The organism is Streptomyces sp. NPDC014727, assembly GCF_043083485.1.
Classification (GTDB): domain Bacteria; phylum Actinomycetota; class Actinomycetes; order Streptomycetales; family Streptomycetaceae; genus Streptomyces.
On the sequence record NZ_JBIBYR010000007.1, the window covers coordinates 113,183 to 128,122 of the forward strand.

Below are 14,940 nucleotides of genomic sequence, written 5' to 3' on the forward strand. Positions count from 1 at the left end.
TGCTGCGGGCGGTCACCGGGACCCACCCCCTTCCTCGGCCGCGACCTGCTGCAGCGTGCGCCCCGTACGGGCCGACCGTGCGCGGTACGGATCGGGCGTGTCCGGCCCGTCATGGGTGGCCTGGCCGTCCTTCGCCTTGATCAGTAGCCACACCTCCTCGCCCGGGGCGTCGTTCCCGCTGCCGCCCTTGAAGCGGGTGAGGGCGAACTCGCCGTGCAGCTTGGTGCCGTCGAGCCAGAAGGTCGCGTGCCCGTCCTCCAGCGATTGTTCGAACGGCACCGGTCTGCCCCGGCGGTCGTGGCTGAGAGGACGGTAGGTGCCCTGGTCCCACACGATCACCGTGCCGCCGCCGTACTCGCCCTTGGCGATGACACCCTCGAACGTGCGGTACTCCAGCGGATGGTCCTCCGTGGGGACGGCCAGCCGTCGCTCGCGGGGATTCTCCGAGGGTCCGCGCGGCACCGCCCAGGACTTCAGCACGCCGCCGACCTCCAGCCGGAAATCGAAGTGCATGCGGCGCGCCTGATGGATCTGTACGACGAAGCAGGGCGCCGCGCCCGTCCGCTCGCCGTCTCCGCGCGGCTCCGTAGTCGCGTCGAAGTGCCGTTTGCCGCGATAGTCCCGGAGCCGGTCGTCGTCCCCGCCGGTCACGTTCATCGGGATACCTCCTCCGGCAGCCCCGCCGGGCGCCCCTTCCCCCTTCCACTGTGACGCTCCCGGGCGTGACGTGCACAGGGACGCCGACACCGGCGCAGTCGGGGTGCCGTTAACGAGTGGCGAACCAGGTGACAAGTAACCCGCCAGTAGCTTTCGGATCGAAGGCGCACCGCGCAGCAGAGGACTCCGGCCGTGGCCGGGGTCCTCTGCTTGTTCCGGGGCGTCGGACTACGCGGCCGCCGCGGGTCGGCGAGCATCTCCTGGATCATCAGCGTGTTGACGAAGACGACGGCTGTCTGGAGGAGATGGAGCGCGAGGACGGAGAGTTCTTGCTGGTCGCGGCGGTTGCTGCTGAGTTCACCGCTCTTGCCGAAGAAGATGATGTCGTTGGCACCGTTCCAGCCCTCGACGACGTTGAGGCCCTCCTGGATCTCGCGTTGGAGGTCGCGGTCGCGCAGGTAGCGGGCGATTCTGTGGAATCTGATTTGTCAACATCATGCCTATTGGAGCAGTTCCATCGTCCACTCTCGCTGCTCGGCGGTGTCTGGGACTGCGAGCCCGCGAGCTCGTTCGATCTGGTGCCAGGAGGTCTCGGGATCGACGCCGTTGAGGATGAGGAGTGCGGCGGCGAGGAGGGATGAGCGTCCGATGCCGGCCCGGCAGTGGGTGACGACGTGTGCGCCTTCGCATAGCTGTTTGGCGAGTCCGTGCAGGGTGGGAAGGATCGTGGTGAGGTCGGGGAGGGCGGCGTACAGGCTGACGCGGGCGTTGTGGCGCACCCCGTGGTTGGCCTCGGACTGGCGCTCGGAGAGGAACCACGAGCGGGCCGGTACGAGCATGAGTCCAGGGCGTGGGAAGCTGGGCGCGGCGTCGAAGTTCGCCGGACGGTGGTCCGAAATCCACCCGAGGGTCATCTGGTCCATCGGCTGGTGGGCGGGCAGTCGGCGCTGGGCGGCGAGTTCATGCAGGCAGGCGCGGCCGGGCGGATTTCGATCGGTCATGGTGTCCTTCACACAGATGGGAACAGGGCAGGCGTGAAGCTGGGCGTGGCGATCCTGACGATGGGCACCCGGCCCAAAGAACTGGCCGAGCTGCTGGCCTCGGTCCATGCGCAGACGGCCCCGGCGGCGCGGACGGTGGTGGTGGCCAACGGATGCGCGATGCCCGATCTGCCGCCGTGGGTCGAGACGGTGCAGCTGGCAGAGAACCTGGGAGTGACCGGCGGCCGCAACGCCGCCCTGGAACACCTCTCGGACATGGACCTGGTGCTGGACCTGGATGACGACGGCCTGCTGGTCGCCGACGACGTCTTCGCCACGATCCACGCGCTGTACGCGGCGGACCTGCGGCTGGGGATCATCGGCTTCCGTATCGCGGACGAGACTGGAGTGACCCAGCGCCGCCACGTACCCCGGCTGCGGGCAGGTGATCCGATGCGCGGTGGTGAGGTGACCGGCTTCCTCGGCGGCGCCCACGTCCTGTCCGTGAAAATGCTGCAGCAGGTCGGCCCGTGGCCCGACGCGTTCTTCTTCGCGCACGAGGAGACCGACATGGCCTGGCGGGCGATCGACGCCGGCTGGAAGGTCCGCTACGCACCCCAACTGCTTCTCCAGCACCCGCGGACCTCCCCGGCGCGGCACGCGTTCTTCTATCAGGTCAACGCCCGCAACCGGGTCTACCTCGCCCGCCGCCACCTGCCCGCGGTGCTCGTCCCCGTCTACCTGGGGGTGTGGGTGGCCTTGACGCTGGCCCGCACCCGCAGCCTCACCGGACTGCGGGCCTGGTTCGGCGGCTTCGCCGAGGGCTGGCGCACCGAGTGCGGGCGCCGCCAACCGATGCGCTGGCGCACCGTGCTCCGACTGGCCCGCCTCGGTCGCCCCCCGGTGATCTGAGCGACTCACTGGCGGGGTGGTTTCCGACAATGCTTCTTGGCTACTGCCGCACTTCGACGGCCGACCAGAACCCCGACCACCAGATCGACGCGCTTCTCCGCAACGGCGTCGACCGCGACAACATCCACGTCGATGTCGCCAGCGGCGCGAAAGCTGCGACACGTTGAAGGTCACCCGGCTCGACAGGCTCTCCCGCTCCGTGCTGCATCTGGTGACCCTCGGGGCCGAGCTACGCGAGCGCGGGATCGGGCTGCACGTCATCGAGCATGGCATCGACACCGCCACCATGGAGGGCCGGGCCATGTCCGGGATACTCAGCGTGCTCGCGGAGCTCCAGCGCGAGCTGATCGTGGCGAATACGAACGACGGGCTCGCCTCCGCGCGGGCCCGCGGCCGGGTCGGCGGACGGCGGCCGAAGCTCACGGCCGACCAGACCGAGCTGGCCCAGCAGCTCTACGACGCCCGCGAGAAGACCGTTCAGCAGATCGCCGACATGTTCAACGTGCCCCGTTCCACGGTGTACGGACACCTCGACAAGACCAAGACCGTGCCCCGACAGCCGAAGAAGACCACCGCGCCGAAGGCCTGAAAGCTACCGGCGGGTTACTTGTCACTTGGTTCGCCGCTCGTTAACGGCACCCCCAGCCGCAGACGTCAAGTCTGTCGATGTCAAGTACCTTGACATCGAGACTGTCGGTGAAAGTCGGTCCGTCAGGTTCAGGCGCCCAACCTGCGCGCCGCCGACGCGGCGGCGCGTCGTGGTCAGTAGAACCGTGGTCCGGCGTCGGTGACCCTTGCCGCCTCGACCAGGCCGGGCTTGCCCTTGTCCACGGTCTGGCAGGTGTACTTGGTTTTCGTGTTCATCGGCACCAGCACGGCCTCGGGAATGTTGTTGCAGCGCACAAGTTCGGGGTCATAGTTGCCGTAGAGCAGGCGGGCGGCGCCGTCTCGGGTGAGGACGCCCTTGCGCGGGACCGCTTGGTACTGCACCACGTTGTCCGACCAGCCGGATTTCTCGCCGATGGTCACATCCCACACCACATCGAGGCCCTCGTAGGTGATCGTGCAGGTCACGTGCGTACCGGCCTTCGAGGCCACGTCGTTCGGGCACTCGCCGACGGTCTTCCCCTCGGCCTTGGCCATGTCGAGCGTCTTGCGGCGCAGCTCGTACGCCAAATTCTTGCTGAACGGGGCGTCGGCGTCCGGAGACGGTTGCAGCTCCCCCTCCGGCATCGTCGGCGGCTTGGGCACCTTTTGCGGAAGCACGGGAAAGGCCGCTGCCGACTTGGTACCGGCGTCGTCCGAGCCGGACCCTCCGCCCGAGCACCCCGTGACCAACAGGCCCATCGCACCGACCATGACGACTGTAGCGATCTTTATCCGCATGGCCGTCACTCTACCGACGGGGCAACCGGCGTCGGGCGGGGCTTCTTGCCCCGCCCTCTCCGACGAGGACCGACCCCGCCGCCCTCCATCTGCCGGTCGGTCTAACCCTCCAGGAACACCGGATTGGTGAGCGCCGTCAGTGCTCCCGGCAGCCCCGGTACCGTCGCCGGGTGCCGGACCTCGGCCCGCACATAGGCGGCGTAGGCCGGCGTCGTACGCCACTGGACCGTCCCCGCCCCCGACTCCGGCAGCACGGCCGTGCGCAGCGTGCCCTGGTCGGTGACGAAGTGTGCGGTGCAGCCGGGCGCCCCGGTCACCTCCAGCCGCACGGTGACCGGCGTGTCGTCCCCGTCCACCCGCAACCGCTCACCGATCCCGGCGTGCCCGCCGCGCCCGCCCGAGACGCCGAACGACAGGGTGACGGCGGACGACTCGGCGATGTACGAGCGCCCGGCCCGGATCCCGGCCGTGATCGCCTCGCGCGACAACTCGTCCGCGAGGACCACGGTCTGCGGCAGCCCCACCCTGTCCGGCTCCCGGTGCGCGTCGCTGTTGCCCATCGCCGGAACCCACGGCTTCGCCGAACGGACCGCAGCGACCAGGGAGTTGTCCCACTCTGCGAGGGCGATCTCGTCCTCCGGGGTGTAGGCCCCGTTCCACACCTCCACCGCGTCCGCCTCACCGAAGCCGAACTTCCAGTGGCAGCCGATGCAGGTGGCGTGCGGATGCGCGGGCACGACCAGACCACCGGCCCGGCGGACGGCCTTCGCGTAGTGCCCGAACCGGTTGTCGCGGGCCCGGTAGCGCCAGTCGACGAATGTGCCCGGGTCGGTGCCGAGCGCGATCACATGCCCGTTGCGGGTGGTGACCTCCTCGCCCGTGAGGACGAGCAGATCGTCACCCCACAGCCCGTCCCACGCGCTGTGCGCGGAGCACGTGTTGTGCTCGCTGCTGTTGATGAAGTCGAGCCCGGCCGCGCGAGCGGCGGCGGCGATCTCGGCCGGGGTGCGCCTGCCGTCCGAGTGGACGGAGTGGAGATGGCAGTCCCCGCGGTACCAGGCGCGCCCGCGCCCCCTCGCCCGCTCCGGCGGATACACGGGCTTCGGCGTGGACCCGGCGGGCCCGAAGCGCAGGGTGATCGTCACCTCGTACGGGAGCCCTTCCGGGGCGACGGTGTACGGCCCGAGGACGATGTGCCAGGTCCCGGCCCGTACCGGACCGGCGATGTAGCCGGGCGTCGCCTCGTCCGCCCGGATGAAGAAGCCGCTGCGCGCCCCGCCGGACCAGCCCCGGAACCCGCGCCCGCCCAGCTCCGTGCCGCGTTCGTCGAAGATGCCGATGTCGAGGGCGTTGCCCTGCGTCCCGGCCGGGACGGGCGTCTTCTCGTACGTGTACGAGACGGCGATCTCCCGTACCCCGCGCGGTACCTCGACCGGCAGGTACACGTAGTCGGGCGACCCGGTCGGCAGGGTGCCGCGCACGGTCACGGTCCGGTCCGGGGCGTCGTCCCCGGTCGCGGCGTCGGCGAAGCTCACACTGCCCAACGTCAGAGCGGTGGCCGCCGTCCCGACGAGAAGGCCGCGCCTGGCCATCGGACGGCCGTGGGCGGATTGCGATGAGGACATACGGGTGACTCCCCGGGGTGTCGTGGTGGCGAGGATGACGTACTCGACCCTGGCGGGAGGCCGTGAACTCCGGAAGAACGCCGAGAGGCACGAACGGGGCCCGTGCTCCGCGACACTCGGCTTTCCGCACCGCACGGCATACGTTGGGGCCGTCACCGGACCACGACGGAGGTGTCCTCGTATGCGGATCGCCACAACGATCTTCCTCACCGATGTGACGATCACACCGCTGCGGCTCGCCCGCGAGCTCGAACAGCGCGGCTTCGCCGGGCTCTACCTGCCCGAGCACACCCATATCCCGGTGAGCAGGGACACCCCCTACCCGGCCGGTGGCGAACTCCCGCCCGAATACGGCCGCACCCTCGACCCCTTCGTCGCCCTCGCGCAGGCCGCCGCGGTCACCGAACGCCTCGCCCTCGGCACCGGCATCACGCTCGTCGCCCAGCACGATCCGATCGACCTGGCGAAGCGGATCGCCACCCTCGACCATCTCTCCGGCGGCCGGTTCACGCTGGGCCTCGGCTACGGCTGGAACGTCGAGGAAGCCGCGGACCACGGGGTGGACTGGTCGACGCGCCGTGACCTCACCCGCGACCGGATGGCCCTGATGCGCGCCCTGTGGTCGGCCGAACCGACCGCGTACGAGGGCGAGTTCGGCTCGGTGAGGGCCAGTCACGCGTACCCGAAGCCGGTCCAGGAGCCACGCGGCCCGGTGAACGGCCCCCGCACCCTGATCGGCGGCGCGGCGGGCCCGAAGCTGTTCGCGCACATCACGCAGTACGCGGACGGCTGGCTCCCGATCGGTGGCCGCGGCCTGACGGAGTCCGTACCGAAGCTGCGCGAGGTGTGGGAGGCGGCCGGCCGGGATCCGAAGCAACTCCAGGTGGTGCCGTACGCGGTACTCCCGAGCCCGGGGAAACTCGCGCACTACGCGGAGCTGGGCATCGAGGAAGTCGTACTCCAACTGCCCCCGGCGGGGGAAGGGGAGGTGCTGCGCACACTGGACGGCTACGCGGAACATCTCTGAGCAGTGCAACCGCCGACCCCGTACGTGCATCTTCCCCATTCAGAGATCGATCAGGTCCGGGGACGGGAGCACGATGAACAGGCCGGTGCGGCACGTGGCCATCTTCTGCGGACTGCTGGTGCTGGCCCTGCTGCTGCGGGCGAACTGGCTCCAGCACATCCGCAGCGAGTCACTGGCCACCGACGAGCACAACCGCCGGGTGAAGATCACCCAGTTCGCCACCCCGCGCGGCGACATCATCGTGGGCAGCCGGGCGATCACCGGCTCCAAGGCGGTCGACGGCACCGACTTCAAGTACCGGCGGACCTTCCTGCAGGGCGCGATGTACGCACCGGTCACCGGCTACGCCTCCCAGGCGCAGGGCATGTCCCTGCTGGAGAAGACGTACGACACCATCCTCAGCGGCCAGGACGAACGGTTCGCGTTCCGGCACGCCAAGGACATCCTCACCGGCGAGCAGCGGCGCGGCGGCGACGTGATCACCACGATCGACCCGAAGGCGCAGAAGGCCGGCTACCAGGGGCTGACCGCTCTCGGCGCACGGGGCGCGGTGGTCGCTCTGGACCCGCGTACGGGAAAGGTCCTGGCCCTCGTCTCCACGCCCTCGTACGACCCCACCGTCTTCGCGGGTAACTCGTTCAAGGAGGGCGACCGCTTCCAGGCCCTCGTCAAGGACAAGCGCAAGCCGCTGGCGAACCGGCCGCTGCGTGAGACCTTCCCGCCCGGCTCGACGTTCAAGATCCTCACGGCGGCCGCGGCCCTGGAGAACGGCGTGGTCACCGACGTCGACGCGGCGTCCGAAGCCGTCTCCCCGTACCCCCTGCCGCTCTCCACGAGCAAGATCAGCAGCGAGGCCGGTGACGCGGTGTGCGCCAAGGCGTCCATGAAGACCGCGATGCAGTACTCCTGCAACAACGTCTTCCTCGACGCGGCGTCCAAGGTCGGCGCCGACAAGATGCGCGAGACGGCGGAGAAATTCGGCTTCAACTCCGATGTGTACTCGGACGAGTTCGGAGACATGCTCGCCACCAGGAGCCTCTACCCGAAGGAACTGGACAAGCCCGGAACGGCGCTGACCGGTATGGGCCAGGGCAGTCTCACCAGCACGCCGATGCAGATGGCGATGGTGACGGCCGCCCTCGCCAACGACGGCAAGCTGATGCAGCCGTACATCGTCGAGGAGCTGCGCGGTCCGGACCTGACGGTCCTGGAGAGGAACGAGCCCAAGCTCAAGAGCCGGGCCGTGTCGGAGGCGACGGCGAAGAAGGTCCAGGAAATGATGGAGTTCACCGCCAAGGAGGGCAGCGCCCAGCGGGCCCTGATCGACGGCGTCACGGTCGGCGGCAAGACCGGTACGGCGCAGCGCGGCGTGAACGTGAAGGACGAGGTGCCGTACGGCTGGTTCGTCTCGTACGGAAAGAAGGCCGACGGCCGGTCGGTGGCGGTCGCGGTGTTCATCGACCCGACGGACATGGACATCTCGCGCCAGGACATCTCGGGCGGACGCCTCGGCGCTCCGATCGCGAAGAACGTGATGCGGGCCGTGCTGGGGGAGTAGCCCGCACCGCACGTCCCGACGGGGGCGCCCGTCAGGACGTGCCGACGGCGGCGGCGTTACCGGTCCGCCGCGAGATCACTTCACCGTGACGGCATCGCCGGTGGAGACGACCTTTGTGGTCACCGCCCCGACCACGCATGCCGCAGCGATTCTCCTGCCACGTGACAGCGGGAGAACAGGGTAGCGATCCCCGGATCCGCCTCGCCTGTGCTGAGTCCGAGACGACCAGTGGGCCTGTTCTACGGGCGTGCGTGCGATTACCATGTGCGTTCTTTACAATTCGCGCACATGTCACTTGCCTTCCGGGCCGCACCGCGCGTTGGCGCGTCGTCCGTGAAGTCCTGGCGCGCACCCTTCACTTCACCGGTCCGGGGGGAACGGAATGTCCAGCCACTCACGTACGGCCGCGAGATCCGGGGCGTACACCGCCCTGCTGCTCACGCTGTCGGTCCTGCTCTCGTTGCTGATCCCCGCGACCGCCGCCCAGGCGTACGCCGGTGCGGCCCCCGCGGCAGCGGCAGCCGCTCCGGCCGACGAGGACTGTTCCGTTCTGCCGCTCTCCGCCTTCGGCGAAGCCGCACCGGCGGAAGGCGCCGTGACCGTTCCCGCGGACGGGACGGCCTGCCTCACCATCACGGCCGATGAGCCCGGTCTGCACAAGGTCGTGCTCATCGACAGCGCGGCGAACACGTACGCCCATGTCTTCGACGGCGACACGGAGATCGACTGCTACGACCCGGAGTGGGGCGCCGGCTGGTGCGAACTGCCCCGTGCGGGCGCCTTCACGCTCCGGCTGACGAACAACTGGCCCGAGCCGAGCAAACCCACCGTCGCCGTCGTGCCCCTTGCCACCACCAAGGGCTGCGCCCCGGAGATCAGCACCGCCTGGGACACCGCACCTGTCGTCGGCTCGGCGGCCGGGGCGAACGCCATCCAGTGCCAGCCGTTCGCGGGCAAGCCGGGTGAGCGCATCACCAACACCATCAGGACGACCGCGTACGGCCAGAGCGGGTCGTGGATCACCGATGAGACCGGCGCCCGGATCTGCCCGCACTTCAACGAGGACGACAGCGAGGGCTGCGTACTGCCCGGCGACGGCCCCTACCGGGTCCTCTCCCAGGTCAGCTACGCGGAGCGGGGCTTCCCTGCCGAGTACACCCTCACCGTCCGCCGCATCTCCGACCCGGTCGGCTGCACCCACGTCCCGTTGAACGGATACAACTCCGCACCGACGACCGCAGTCCCGGCCTCCGGCTGCAAGACGTTCACCGCCCCGGCCGCCGGACGGTACGACGTGTACGACGTCCACGACGGCGCCCGTTCGGCGCTCGCCGTGTACGACCGGGACGGCAAGACTGCCTGTACCACCTGGAACAGCTGCGAACTCCCTGCCGCCGGTGACTACACCGTCTTCACCGACGACCCCACCCTGATCCTCGACAGCTCCGCCACCACCGGCTGCGAGCCCGTCGAACTCGGCCTGTATCGTTCCGCGTTCACTGCGGCCGGTGAGATCGACTGCCTGTCCCTGCCGCTCCCCGCGGACGCCCGCCTGGCCGTGCTGAAGGACCTCAGCGGGTCCGGGCCTCGCCCCGAAGTGACCGTCGTCGACGCCGCCGGCGTACAGCGGTGCGACTGGACCGACCTTTCGGCAGGTACGTGCGCACTCACCGGCAAGGCCCCGTTCCGAGCCCTGGTCTCCACCGACAGCCAGTCGAATCCGACCGGCCCGTACGCCCTCGCCCTGCACCGCACCGACATGGCGAGCGACTGCGCGGCCATCCCGGCGGGCGACTTCACCGCGACGAGCCCGGCGGCCCGGTTCTCCACCGGCGACGGTGTCTTCTCGCACTGCCTGACCATCCCGGCCGACGACCACAGCGTCTACGAGAACCTTCAGCTCCAGGCGGCCCCCGGCACCACGTCCACCGCCGACTTCACCGTCCTGGACCCCCACGGCAAGCGGGTCTGCTCCATATACGCGTCCCTCTCCACCTGGACCACGTGCGAACTGACCCCCGGCGTCGCCCACACCGTGCTCGTCACGGGCCGTGACACCGCCGCCGACTACACCCTGACCCGCCGCGATGTCACCGCGACGGCCAAGGGCTGCACCCCGAACCCGGCGACGAAGGTCGGCGGTCCGTCCACCGGCGGCGCCATGGGAGCCCCCGGCGAGCTGCGCTGCCGTCAGGTCACCACCGCCGACGCCAAGGACGTCCTGCACATGAACGTCCGTGACGCGCTCGGCACCGCGAACGTGGTGGTGTACGGCGAGGACGGCACCGCCCTGTGCAACAAGAACCAGGCGTGCGCCGTCACCGGATCCACCCACTACCAGGTCCTGGTCACCGTCCGGTCGGGGCTGAAGGCCGCCGACTCGTACCGCTTCGACTCACTGCGCATCGCCGGCGCGGAAGGACCGGCCGCCGAGTGCGAGAAGGTCCCCAACGTCGCCTTCGGATACGGCCCGGTCACCGGCACCCTCGACGAGCAGCACACCGCCGTCTGCGCCGCACTGCCCACCGCGTACCGCGACTACTTCAAGATGGAGATCAGCGACACGACGGGCGCCACCGAGACGGCGGTACCCGCGCTGTACGACCCGAGCCTCGACAACGGCTGCATCCGCTACCTCCCGACCGGCTACGACTGCGCCGTGAACGAGCCGTACACCAAGGAGACCACCCCGAGCATCCTCGTCCTTTCGCTGCCGGAGAAGGCATCGAAGACGTCGTACGAGGCCGAGGCGGTCTGCACGTCCGTCCTCTGCGGCACGGAGCAGGTGACCATCGGGCAGATCACTCCGGCCACCGGGGCCGGCGGCACGAAGGCGACGGTTCAGCTGAGCGGCACGTCCCTGCACAAGGACGACGAGATCGTGCTGTCTCTCAACGGCAAACAGATCACGTCGACCACCACCGCGGTTTCGGCGGACCGGCGGACCTTGACGGCCGTACTCGACCTGACCGGGGCCGCCGTCGGGACCTGGAACGTCGGCGTCAACACCCACAACGGGTGGGGGTACCAGCGCGGCAGCTTCACCGTCACCGAGGCCCCGCTCAAGAACAGCGCGCCCCCGGCCATCACCGGCACCGCGAAGGTGGGTGAGCGGCTCACCGCCTCCACCGGCACCTGGACCCCCGCCCCGGCCTCGTACGCCTACCAGTGGAACGCCGACGGCAAGGCGGTGTCCGGCGCGACCACGTCCACGTACACCGTCCCCGCCGCGCTGCTCGGCAAGAAGGTCACCGTCACGGTCACGGCCCGTCGCACCGGCACGCCGGACGTCCAGGCCACCTCGGCGACGGTCACGCCCTCCCAGGGGACGGCTCCACGGGCCACCACCGCACCGAAGATCACCGGAACTGCGAAGGTGGGTGCCAAGCTGACCGCCGCGGCGGGCAGTTGGACACCGTCCGCCACCTCGTACGCCTACCAGTGGAAGGCGGACGGCAAGGCGATCAAGGGCGCGACCGCGTCCACGTACACCGCCCCGGCGTCGCTGCTCGGCAAGAAGGTCACCGTCACCGTCACGGCCCGTCGCACCGGCCACGCCGACGGCTCCGCGACCACCGCCGCGGTGAAGATCGCCACGGGCAGCGCGCCCAAGGCCACCAAGCAGCCCACGATCTCCGGCACCGCGAAGGTGGGCCGCACCCTCAAGGCCGCCCAGGGCACCTGGACGCCCGCGCCGACCTCGTACGCCTACCAGTGGTACGCGAACGGCAAGGCGATCAAGGGGGCCACCAAGTCCTCGCTGACGCTCAAGTCCGCCCAGCGCGGCCAGAAGATCACCGTGAAGGTGACCGCGCGCCGCACGGGCCACGCCAGTGGTTCCGCCACCAGCAAGGCGACCAAGGCGGTCGCCCGCTGACGCGGGTGAGGTGAACGCAAGGGCCGGGCGACCCGCACCAGATGGTGCGGCGCCCGGCCCTCGCGCGCTCAGGCACAGCGCGGGACGCGGATCCTGGGTGTCAGCCCTGGCGCGCGTCCGTGACCTTCCCCGTGAGAAGAGGGCCCTCCATCCACTCGTCCTCCTTGAGGATGTACACCTGCATCCGCAGGGACTCCTCCGGCTCGGTCAGCGCGTCGGCGACCGTGGGCACGGACACTTCGGTGCTCGTCCGACCCTTGGGGACGGACACCCAGAGGGAGGGACCGTCCGTGGACAGGGGCCGCTCGGGGTCGGCGGCCACGCCGATCTCGGAGAGCCACTCCTCGTCGACGTCCTTGGTGGACAGCTCCGTGCCCTCGCGCACCGGCAGGAGGTCGAACCGCGCTTCGAAGTCGGTGTCGGCGGGCTCCGAGAGCTCCATCTTCCAGGTGAGCTTCTGGCCCTCGGTGACCGAGTCGGCGACCGGGGTCACGGTGACCGTGGGCATGGGGTCGTCGTTCTCGACGAGCACGCCCCCGAAGGCGCCGCCGACCGCCGTGCCGCGCACGGCCTTGGCCGCGACCTCGTGGAAGAGGTCATAGTTGTAGCGGGAGTTTCCCTCGACCGTGATCGACACGTCCACGGAGCCACCGGCCTTCACCGTCACGGTGCGGACGGTGGACTTGTAGGTCTCCGGGTCGCGGACGGCGAGCTTGATCACGCCGGTGCCCTTGCCGGTGACCCGGACAGGCACGCGGTAGGTACGGGTGCCGGAGTCGCCCTCCTTCACCGTCAGCGTGCCGATGTCGACACGCGGGAGCGCGACGGGGTGTACCGCCGGGGTGCCGGGGCGCCAGCCCCAGGCGTCCATCAGCCAGAGCTCGCCGGAGCTGCTGCGCGGGGTGAGCTCCAGTGACTGCGTCCGCTTCAGGTCGACACCGGCGCCGGCGGCGGCCTTCAGCGGGACGCGGACCTCACGCGCCCAGTGCGCGGCCGTCGAGTCGGAGCCGGGAAGGCCGTCGACGGTGACCTGACCGAGCCTCACCCGCTTGCCGGAGGTGTCGGTGAGGGCGACGTCGAGCCGGGTGCCTCGGGTGTTCGGCGGCACTATCACCCGCAGGGCGAGCGCGTCGGAGCCCGCCAGTGAGAAGGCATGCTCCGGTGTCAGCCGGACCGGGGTGCCCGGCTTGGTCCAGCGGGCCGTGACCGCGTTGCGGCCCGGCTCACTGGTGGTGTCCGCCCAGGACGCGAAGTGCGGCGACCGGCCGGGGTCGGAGTCCGGCCTGCAGGCCCGGCCGGCGCTCGTCGTGATCTGCCGGCACACGCGCCCGTTCGTCACCGAGAGCGGGTCGTCGGGCCGGATCGCCGGGGTGCGGTTGCCGCCGACGGCGTGGGTCAGCACCCGGGCGGGGCCGGCCGAGGGCGCGCGCCGGTCGGAGCCGTCGAGCAGCGGGCGGACCCGGTCGTCGCCCGCGAGGAAGAGCCGCGCGGCGGCGGCGATGTAGGTGATGCCCGCCGTCTGCTGCTGCTTGGCGCTCAGCCGGGTCTTGGCCCGTGCCGAGCAGACCGGGTCCGGGTTGTCCTCGTCGTCCCAGAAGTCGTCGGCGGCCGGGGCCTCGGCCTGGCCGGGCGTCCACTCCGTGTTGAAGAAGTTGTGGTTGGCGCCGACCATGTACACCGCGCTGTGCAGCGCCGTGCCCCGGCCGATGCCCCGGGTGCCGTCGAGGTAGATCTGGCCCTGAAGATCGCTCACATCGCCGTCACAGCCCGGCAGGATGGTCATGGAGGGCACGTCGGGTGTGGGGTTCTGGCCGAAGATGGTGGGGCCGATCAGGACGGTGCCGCGGATCCGCCAGCCCACCGGCCCCCGGTAGCCGTCCTCGGCGGGCGGCGGCGGGGAGACGCTGTCGAGGGCCGCCCGGTTGACGCCCTCGCCGCCCCGGGAGTGGCCGACCAGGAGCACCTTCGAGAGGTCCGCCGGGTCCGTCGCGCGCACGGCCTTGGGGGCCTTCGCGGGGTTCGCGCCCCACTCCGCCCAGCGGGCGAGGTGCCGGCGCACGAGGGACGAACGGGCCTGTGCCCCGAAGTCGGCCGCGCGGCCGTCCTGCGCGTTGACACCGTTCGCGGAGATGGAAACCGTCACATAGCCCTGGGACGCCAGGCGCTTCTGGTCGTGCAGAAAGCCGCGGTAGCTCGGGATCGCCTTGTGGCCCGGCTTGCACGGCCACTGCATGCCGGCGCTGTTCTTGCCGGGCTCGTAGCAGGTGGCGCTGCGGCCGTGGAGGAAGAGCGCCAGCGGTCGCTTCCCCGGCGCGTCCGTCGGGCCGACGACCGTGGCGCGCATCTCCACGGGCTCGGCGTAGCCCGGCAGCTTCACCGACTTCAGGACGTACTCACCGCTGACGGTTCGGTACTTACCGGCGACACCGGGGTCGACCGGGTTGGCGGGGAAAGGGTCCTGGGGCGCCGCCACGGCCGACGAGCGCCGCTTGCCGGGCGCCCGGTCAGCCCCTGCGGCATCCAGCCGCCGCGAACCGGCGACCACCTGGAGTTCGCTCACCGGTCCGACCTTCGCCCCGCCGAGGCGGAGCCGGAAGGTGCGTTGGTCGGGGGAGGGCTTCGGGACGCCGAGGGTCCGTTCCCCCGAGCGGAACTCGACCAGGGCGCCGCCCATGCCCACGGGCTCGGGCGAACTCCAGATCAGCTCCCCGCCCTCGACACGCCACCCCTGCGGCAGCCGCTCCCCGGAGGCGCCCGGCGGCGGCGTACCGGGTATGGGCTCGGCGGCCGGCTGCGCGTGCGCCGGCCCTGCCACACCCGCCGCCAGCGCCACGGCCGCCAAGGCAGCCGTCAGCGCGCGTGAGACCTGTCTCACGATGGTGTCTCCTCGTCGTTGCTCGTGCTTCAGCGCCCCAGGA

The 14,940-nt window shown here is 70.5% G+C and carries 11 protein-coding genes; 5 read left to right on the forward strand and 6 right to left on the reverse strand.

Features of this window, described 5'->3' with window-relative positions; all coding sequences use genetic code 11:
* Positions 1-12: 12 nt before the first annotated feature.
* From ACF1B9_RS13875 to ACF1B9_RS13885, 3 genes are read right to left on the reverse strand one after another with little or no spacing between them, the layout of a single operon-like run.
* A complete protein-coding gene (locus tag ACF1B9_RS13875; RefSeq protein WP_391742525.1) occupies positions 13-657 on the reverse strand; it encodes a DNA polymerase ligase N-terminal domain-containing protein in 645 nt (214 codons plus the stop codon).
* A complete protein-coding gene (locus tag ACF1B9_RS13880) occupies positions 654-1,142 on the reverse strand; it encodes a Tn3 family transposase (protein ID WP_391795917.1) in 489 nt (162 codons plus the stop codon). The genes ACF1B9_RS13875 and ACF1B9_RS13880 overlap by 4 nt, the downstream gene beginning before the upstream one ends.
* 15 nt (positions 1,143-1,157) lie before the next feature.
* Positions 1,158-1,658 (reverse strand): hypothetical protein, encoded by a 501-nt coding sequence (locus tag ACF1B9_RS13885; protein WP_391742523.1) that lies wholly within the window; start codon positions 1,656-1,658, stop codon positions 1,158-1,160.
* A gap of 60 nt (positions 1,659-1,718) precedes the next feature.
* On the opposite strand from ACF1B9_RS13885, the gene ACF1B9_RS13890 reads away from it, so the two are divergent.
* The gene (locus tag ACF1B9_RS13890) at positions 1,719-2,549 is read left to right on the forward strand and encodes a glycosyltransferase family 2 protein (RefSeq protein ID WP_391742666.1); all 831 of its coding nucleotides are present in this window, start codon (positions 1,719-1,721) and stop codon (positions 2,547-2,549) included.
* A gap of 16 nt (positions 2,550-2,565) precedes the next feature.
* Positions 2,566-3,138, forward strand: a complete 573-nt coding sequence (locus ACF1B9_RS13895) for a recombinase family protein (protein WP_391742522.1) — start codon at positions 2,566-2,568, stop codon at positions 3,136-3,138.
* Between the two features lie 173 nt (positions 3,139-3,311).
* Here ACF1B9_RS13895 and ACF1B9_RS13900 read toward each other — a convergent pair whose 3' ends face one another.
* Positions 3,312-3,935, reverse strand: a complete 624-nt coding sequence (locus ACF1B9_RS13900) for a hypothetical protein (RefSeq protein ID WP_391742521.1) — start codon at positions 3,933-3,935, stop codon at positions 3,312-3,314.
* Between the two features lie 101 nt (positions 3,936-4,036).
* Positions 4,037-5,527: a CehA/McbA family metallohydrolase gene (locus tag ACF1B9_RS13905; protein WP_391742665.1), complete on the reverse strand. Its 1,491-nt coding sequence runs from the start codon at positions 5,525-5,527 to the stop codon at positions 4,037-4,039.
* 214 nt (positions 5,528-5,741) lie between these two features.
* Between ACF1B9_RS13905 and ACF1B9_RS13910 the strand changes: the two genes are divergently transcribed.
* The 3 genes from ACF1B9_RS13910 (at position 5,742) to ACF1B9_RS13920 (ending at position 12,022) form a co-directional block, all read left to right on the forward strand.
* Positions 5,742-6,587: an LLM class F420-dependent oxidoreductase gene (locus ACF1B9_RS13910; protein ID WP_391742520.1), complete on the forward strand. Its 846-nt coding sequence runs from the start codon at positions 5,742-5,744 to the stop codon at positions 6,585-6,587.
* Between the two features lie 73 nt (positions 6,588-6,660).
* Positions 6,661-8,145 carry a peptidoglycan D,D-transpeptidase FtsI family protein gene (locus ACF1B9_RS13915; RefSeq protein WP_391742519.1) on the forward strand — a complete coding sequence of 495 codons (1,485 nt, stop codon included), beginning with the start codon at positions 6,661-6,663 and terminating at the stop codon, positions 8,143-8,145.
* 382 nt (positions 8,146-8,527) lie between these two features.
* A complete protein-coding gene (locus ACF1B9_RS13920; protein ID WP_391742517.1) occupies positions 8,528-12,022 on the forward strand; it encodes a hypothetical protein in 3,495 nt (1,164 codons plus the stop codon).
* Positions 12,023-12,122: 100 nt separating this feature from the next.
* Here ACF1B9_RS13920 and ACF1B9_RS13925 read toward each other — a convergent pair whose 3' ends face one another.
* Positions 12,123-14,897, reverse strand: coding sequence for a hypothetical protein (locus tag ACF1B9_RS13925; protein WP_391742515.1), 2,775 nt, complete (start codon positions 14,895-14,897; stop codon positions 12,123-12,125).
* Between the last annotated feature and the right edge of the window lie 43 nt (positions 14,898-14,940).

Excerpts from the sequence above, each read along its gene's own strand:
- ACF1B9_RS13905 (WP_391742665.1), bottom strand. The coding sequence starts at position 5,527 with ATGGCCAGGCGCGGCCTTCTCGTCGGGACGGCGGCCACCGCTCTGACG.
- ACF1B9_RS13910 (WP_391742520.1), top strand. The coding sequence starts at position 5,742 with ATGCGGATCGCCACAACGATCTTCCTCACCGATGTGACGATCACACCG.
- ACF1B9_RS13915 (WP_391742519.1), top strand. The coding sequence starts at position 6,661 with ATGAACAGGCCGGTGCGGCACGTGGCCATCTTCTGCGGACTGCTGGTG.
- ACF1B9_RS13890 (WP_391742666.1), top strand. The coding sequence starts at position 1,719 with ATGGGCACCCGGCCCAAAGAACTGGCCGAGCTGCTGGCCTCGGTCCAT.
- ACF1B9_RS13885 (WP_391742523.1), bottom strand. The coding sequence starts at position 1,658 with ATGACCGATCGAAATCCGCCCGGCCGCGCCTGCCTGCATGAACTCGCC.
- ACF1B9_RS13900 (WP_391742521.1), bottom strand. The coding sequence starts at position 3,935 with ATGCGGATAAAGATCGCTACAGTCGTCATGGTCGGTGCGATGGGCCTG.
- ACF1B9_RS13920 (WP_391742517.1), top strand. The coding sequence starts at position 8,528 with ATGTCCAGCCACTCACGTACGGCCGCGAGATCCGGGGCGTACACCGCC.
- ACF1B9_RS13875 (WP_391742525.1), bottom strand. The coding sequence starts at position 657 with ATGAACGTGACCGGCGGGGACGACGACCGGCTCCGGGACTATCGCGGC.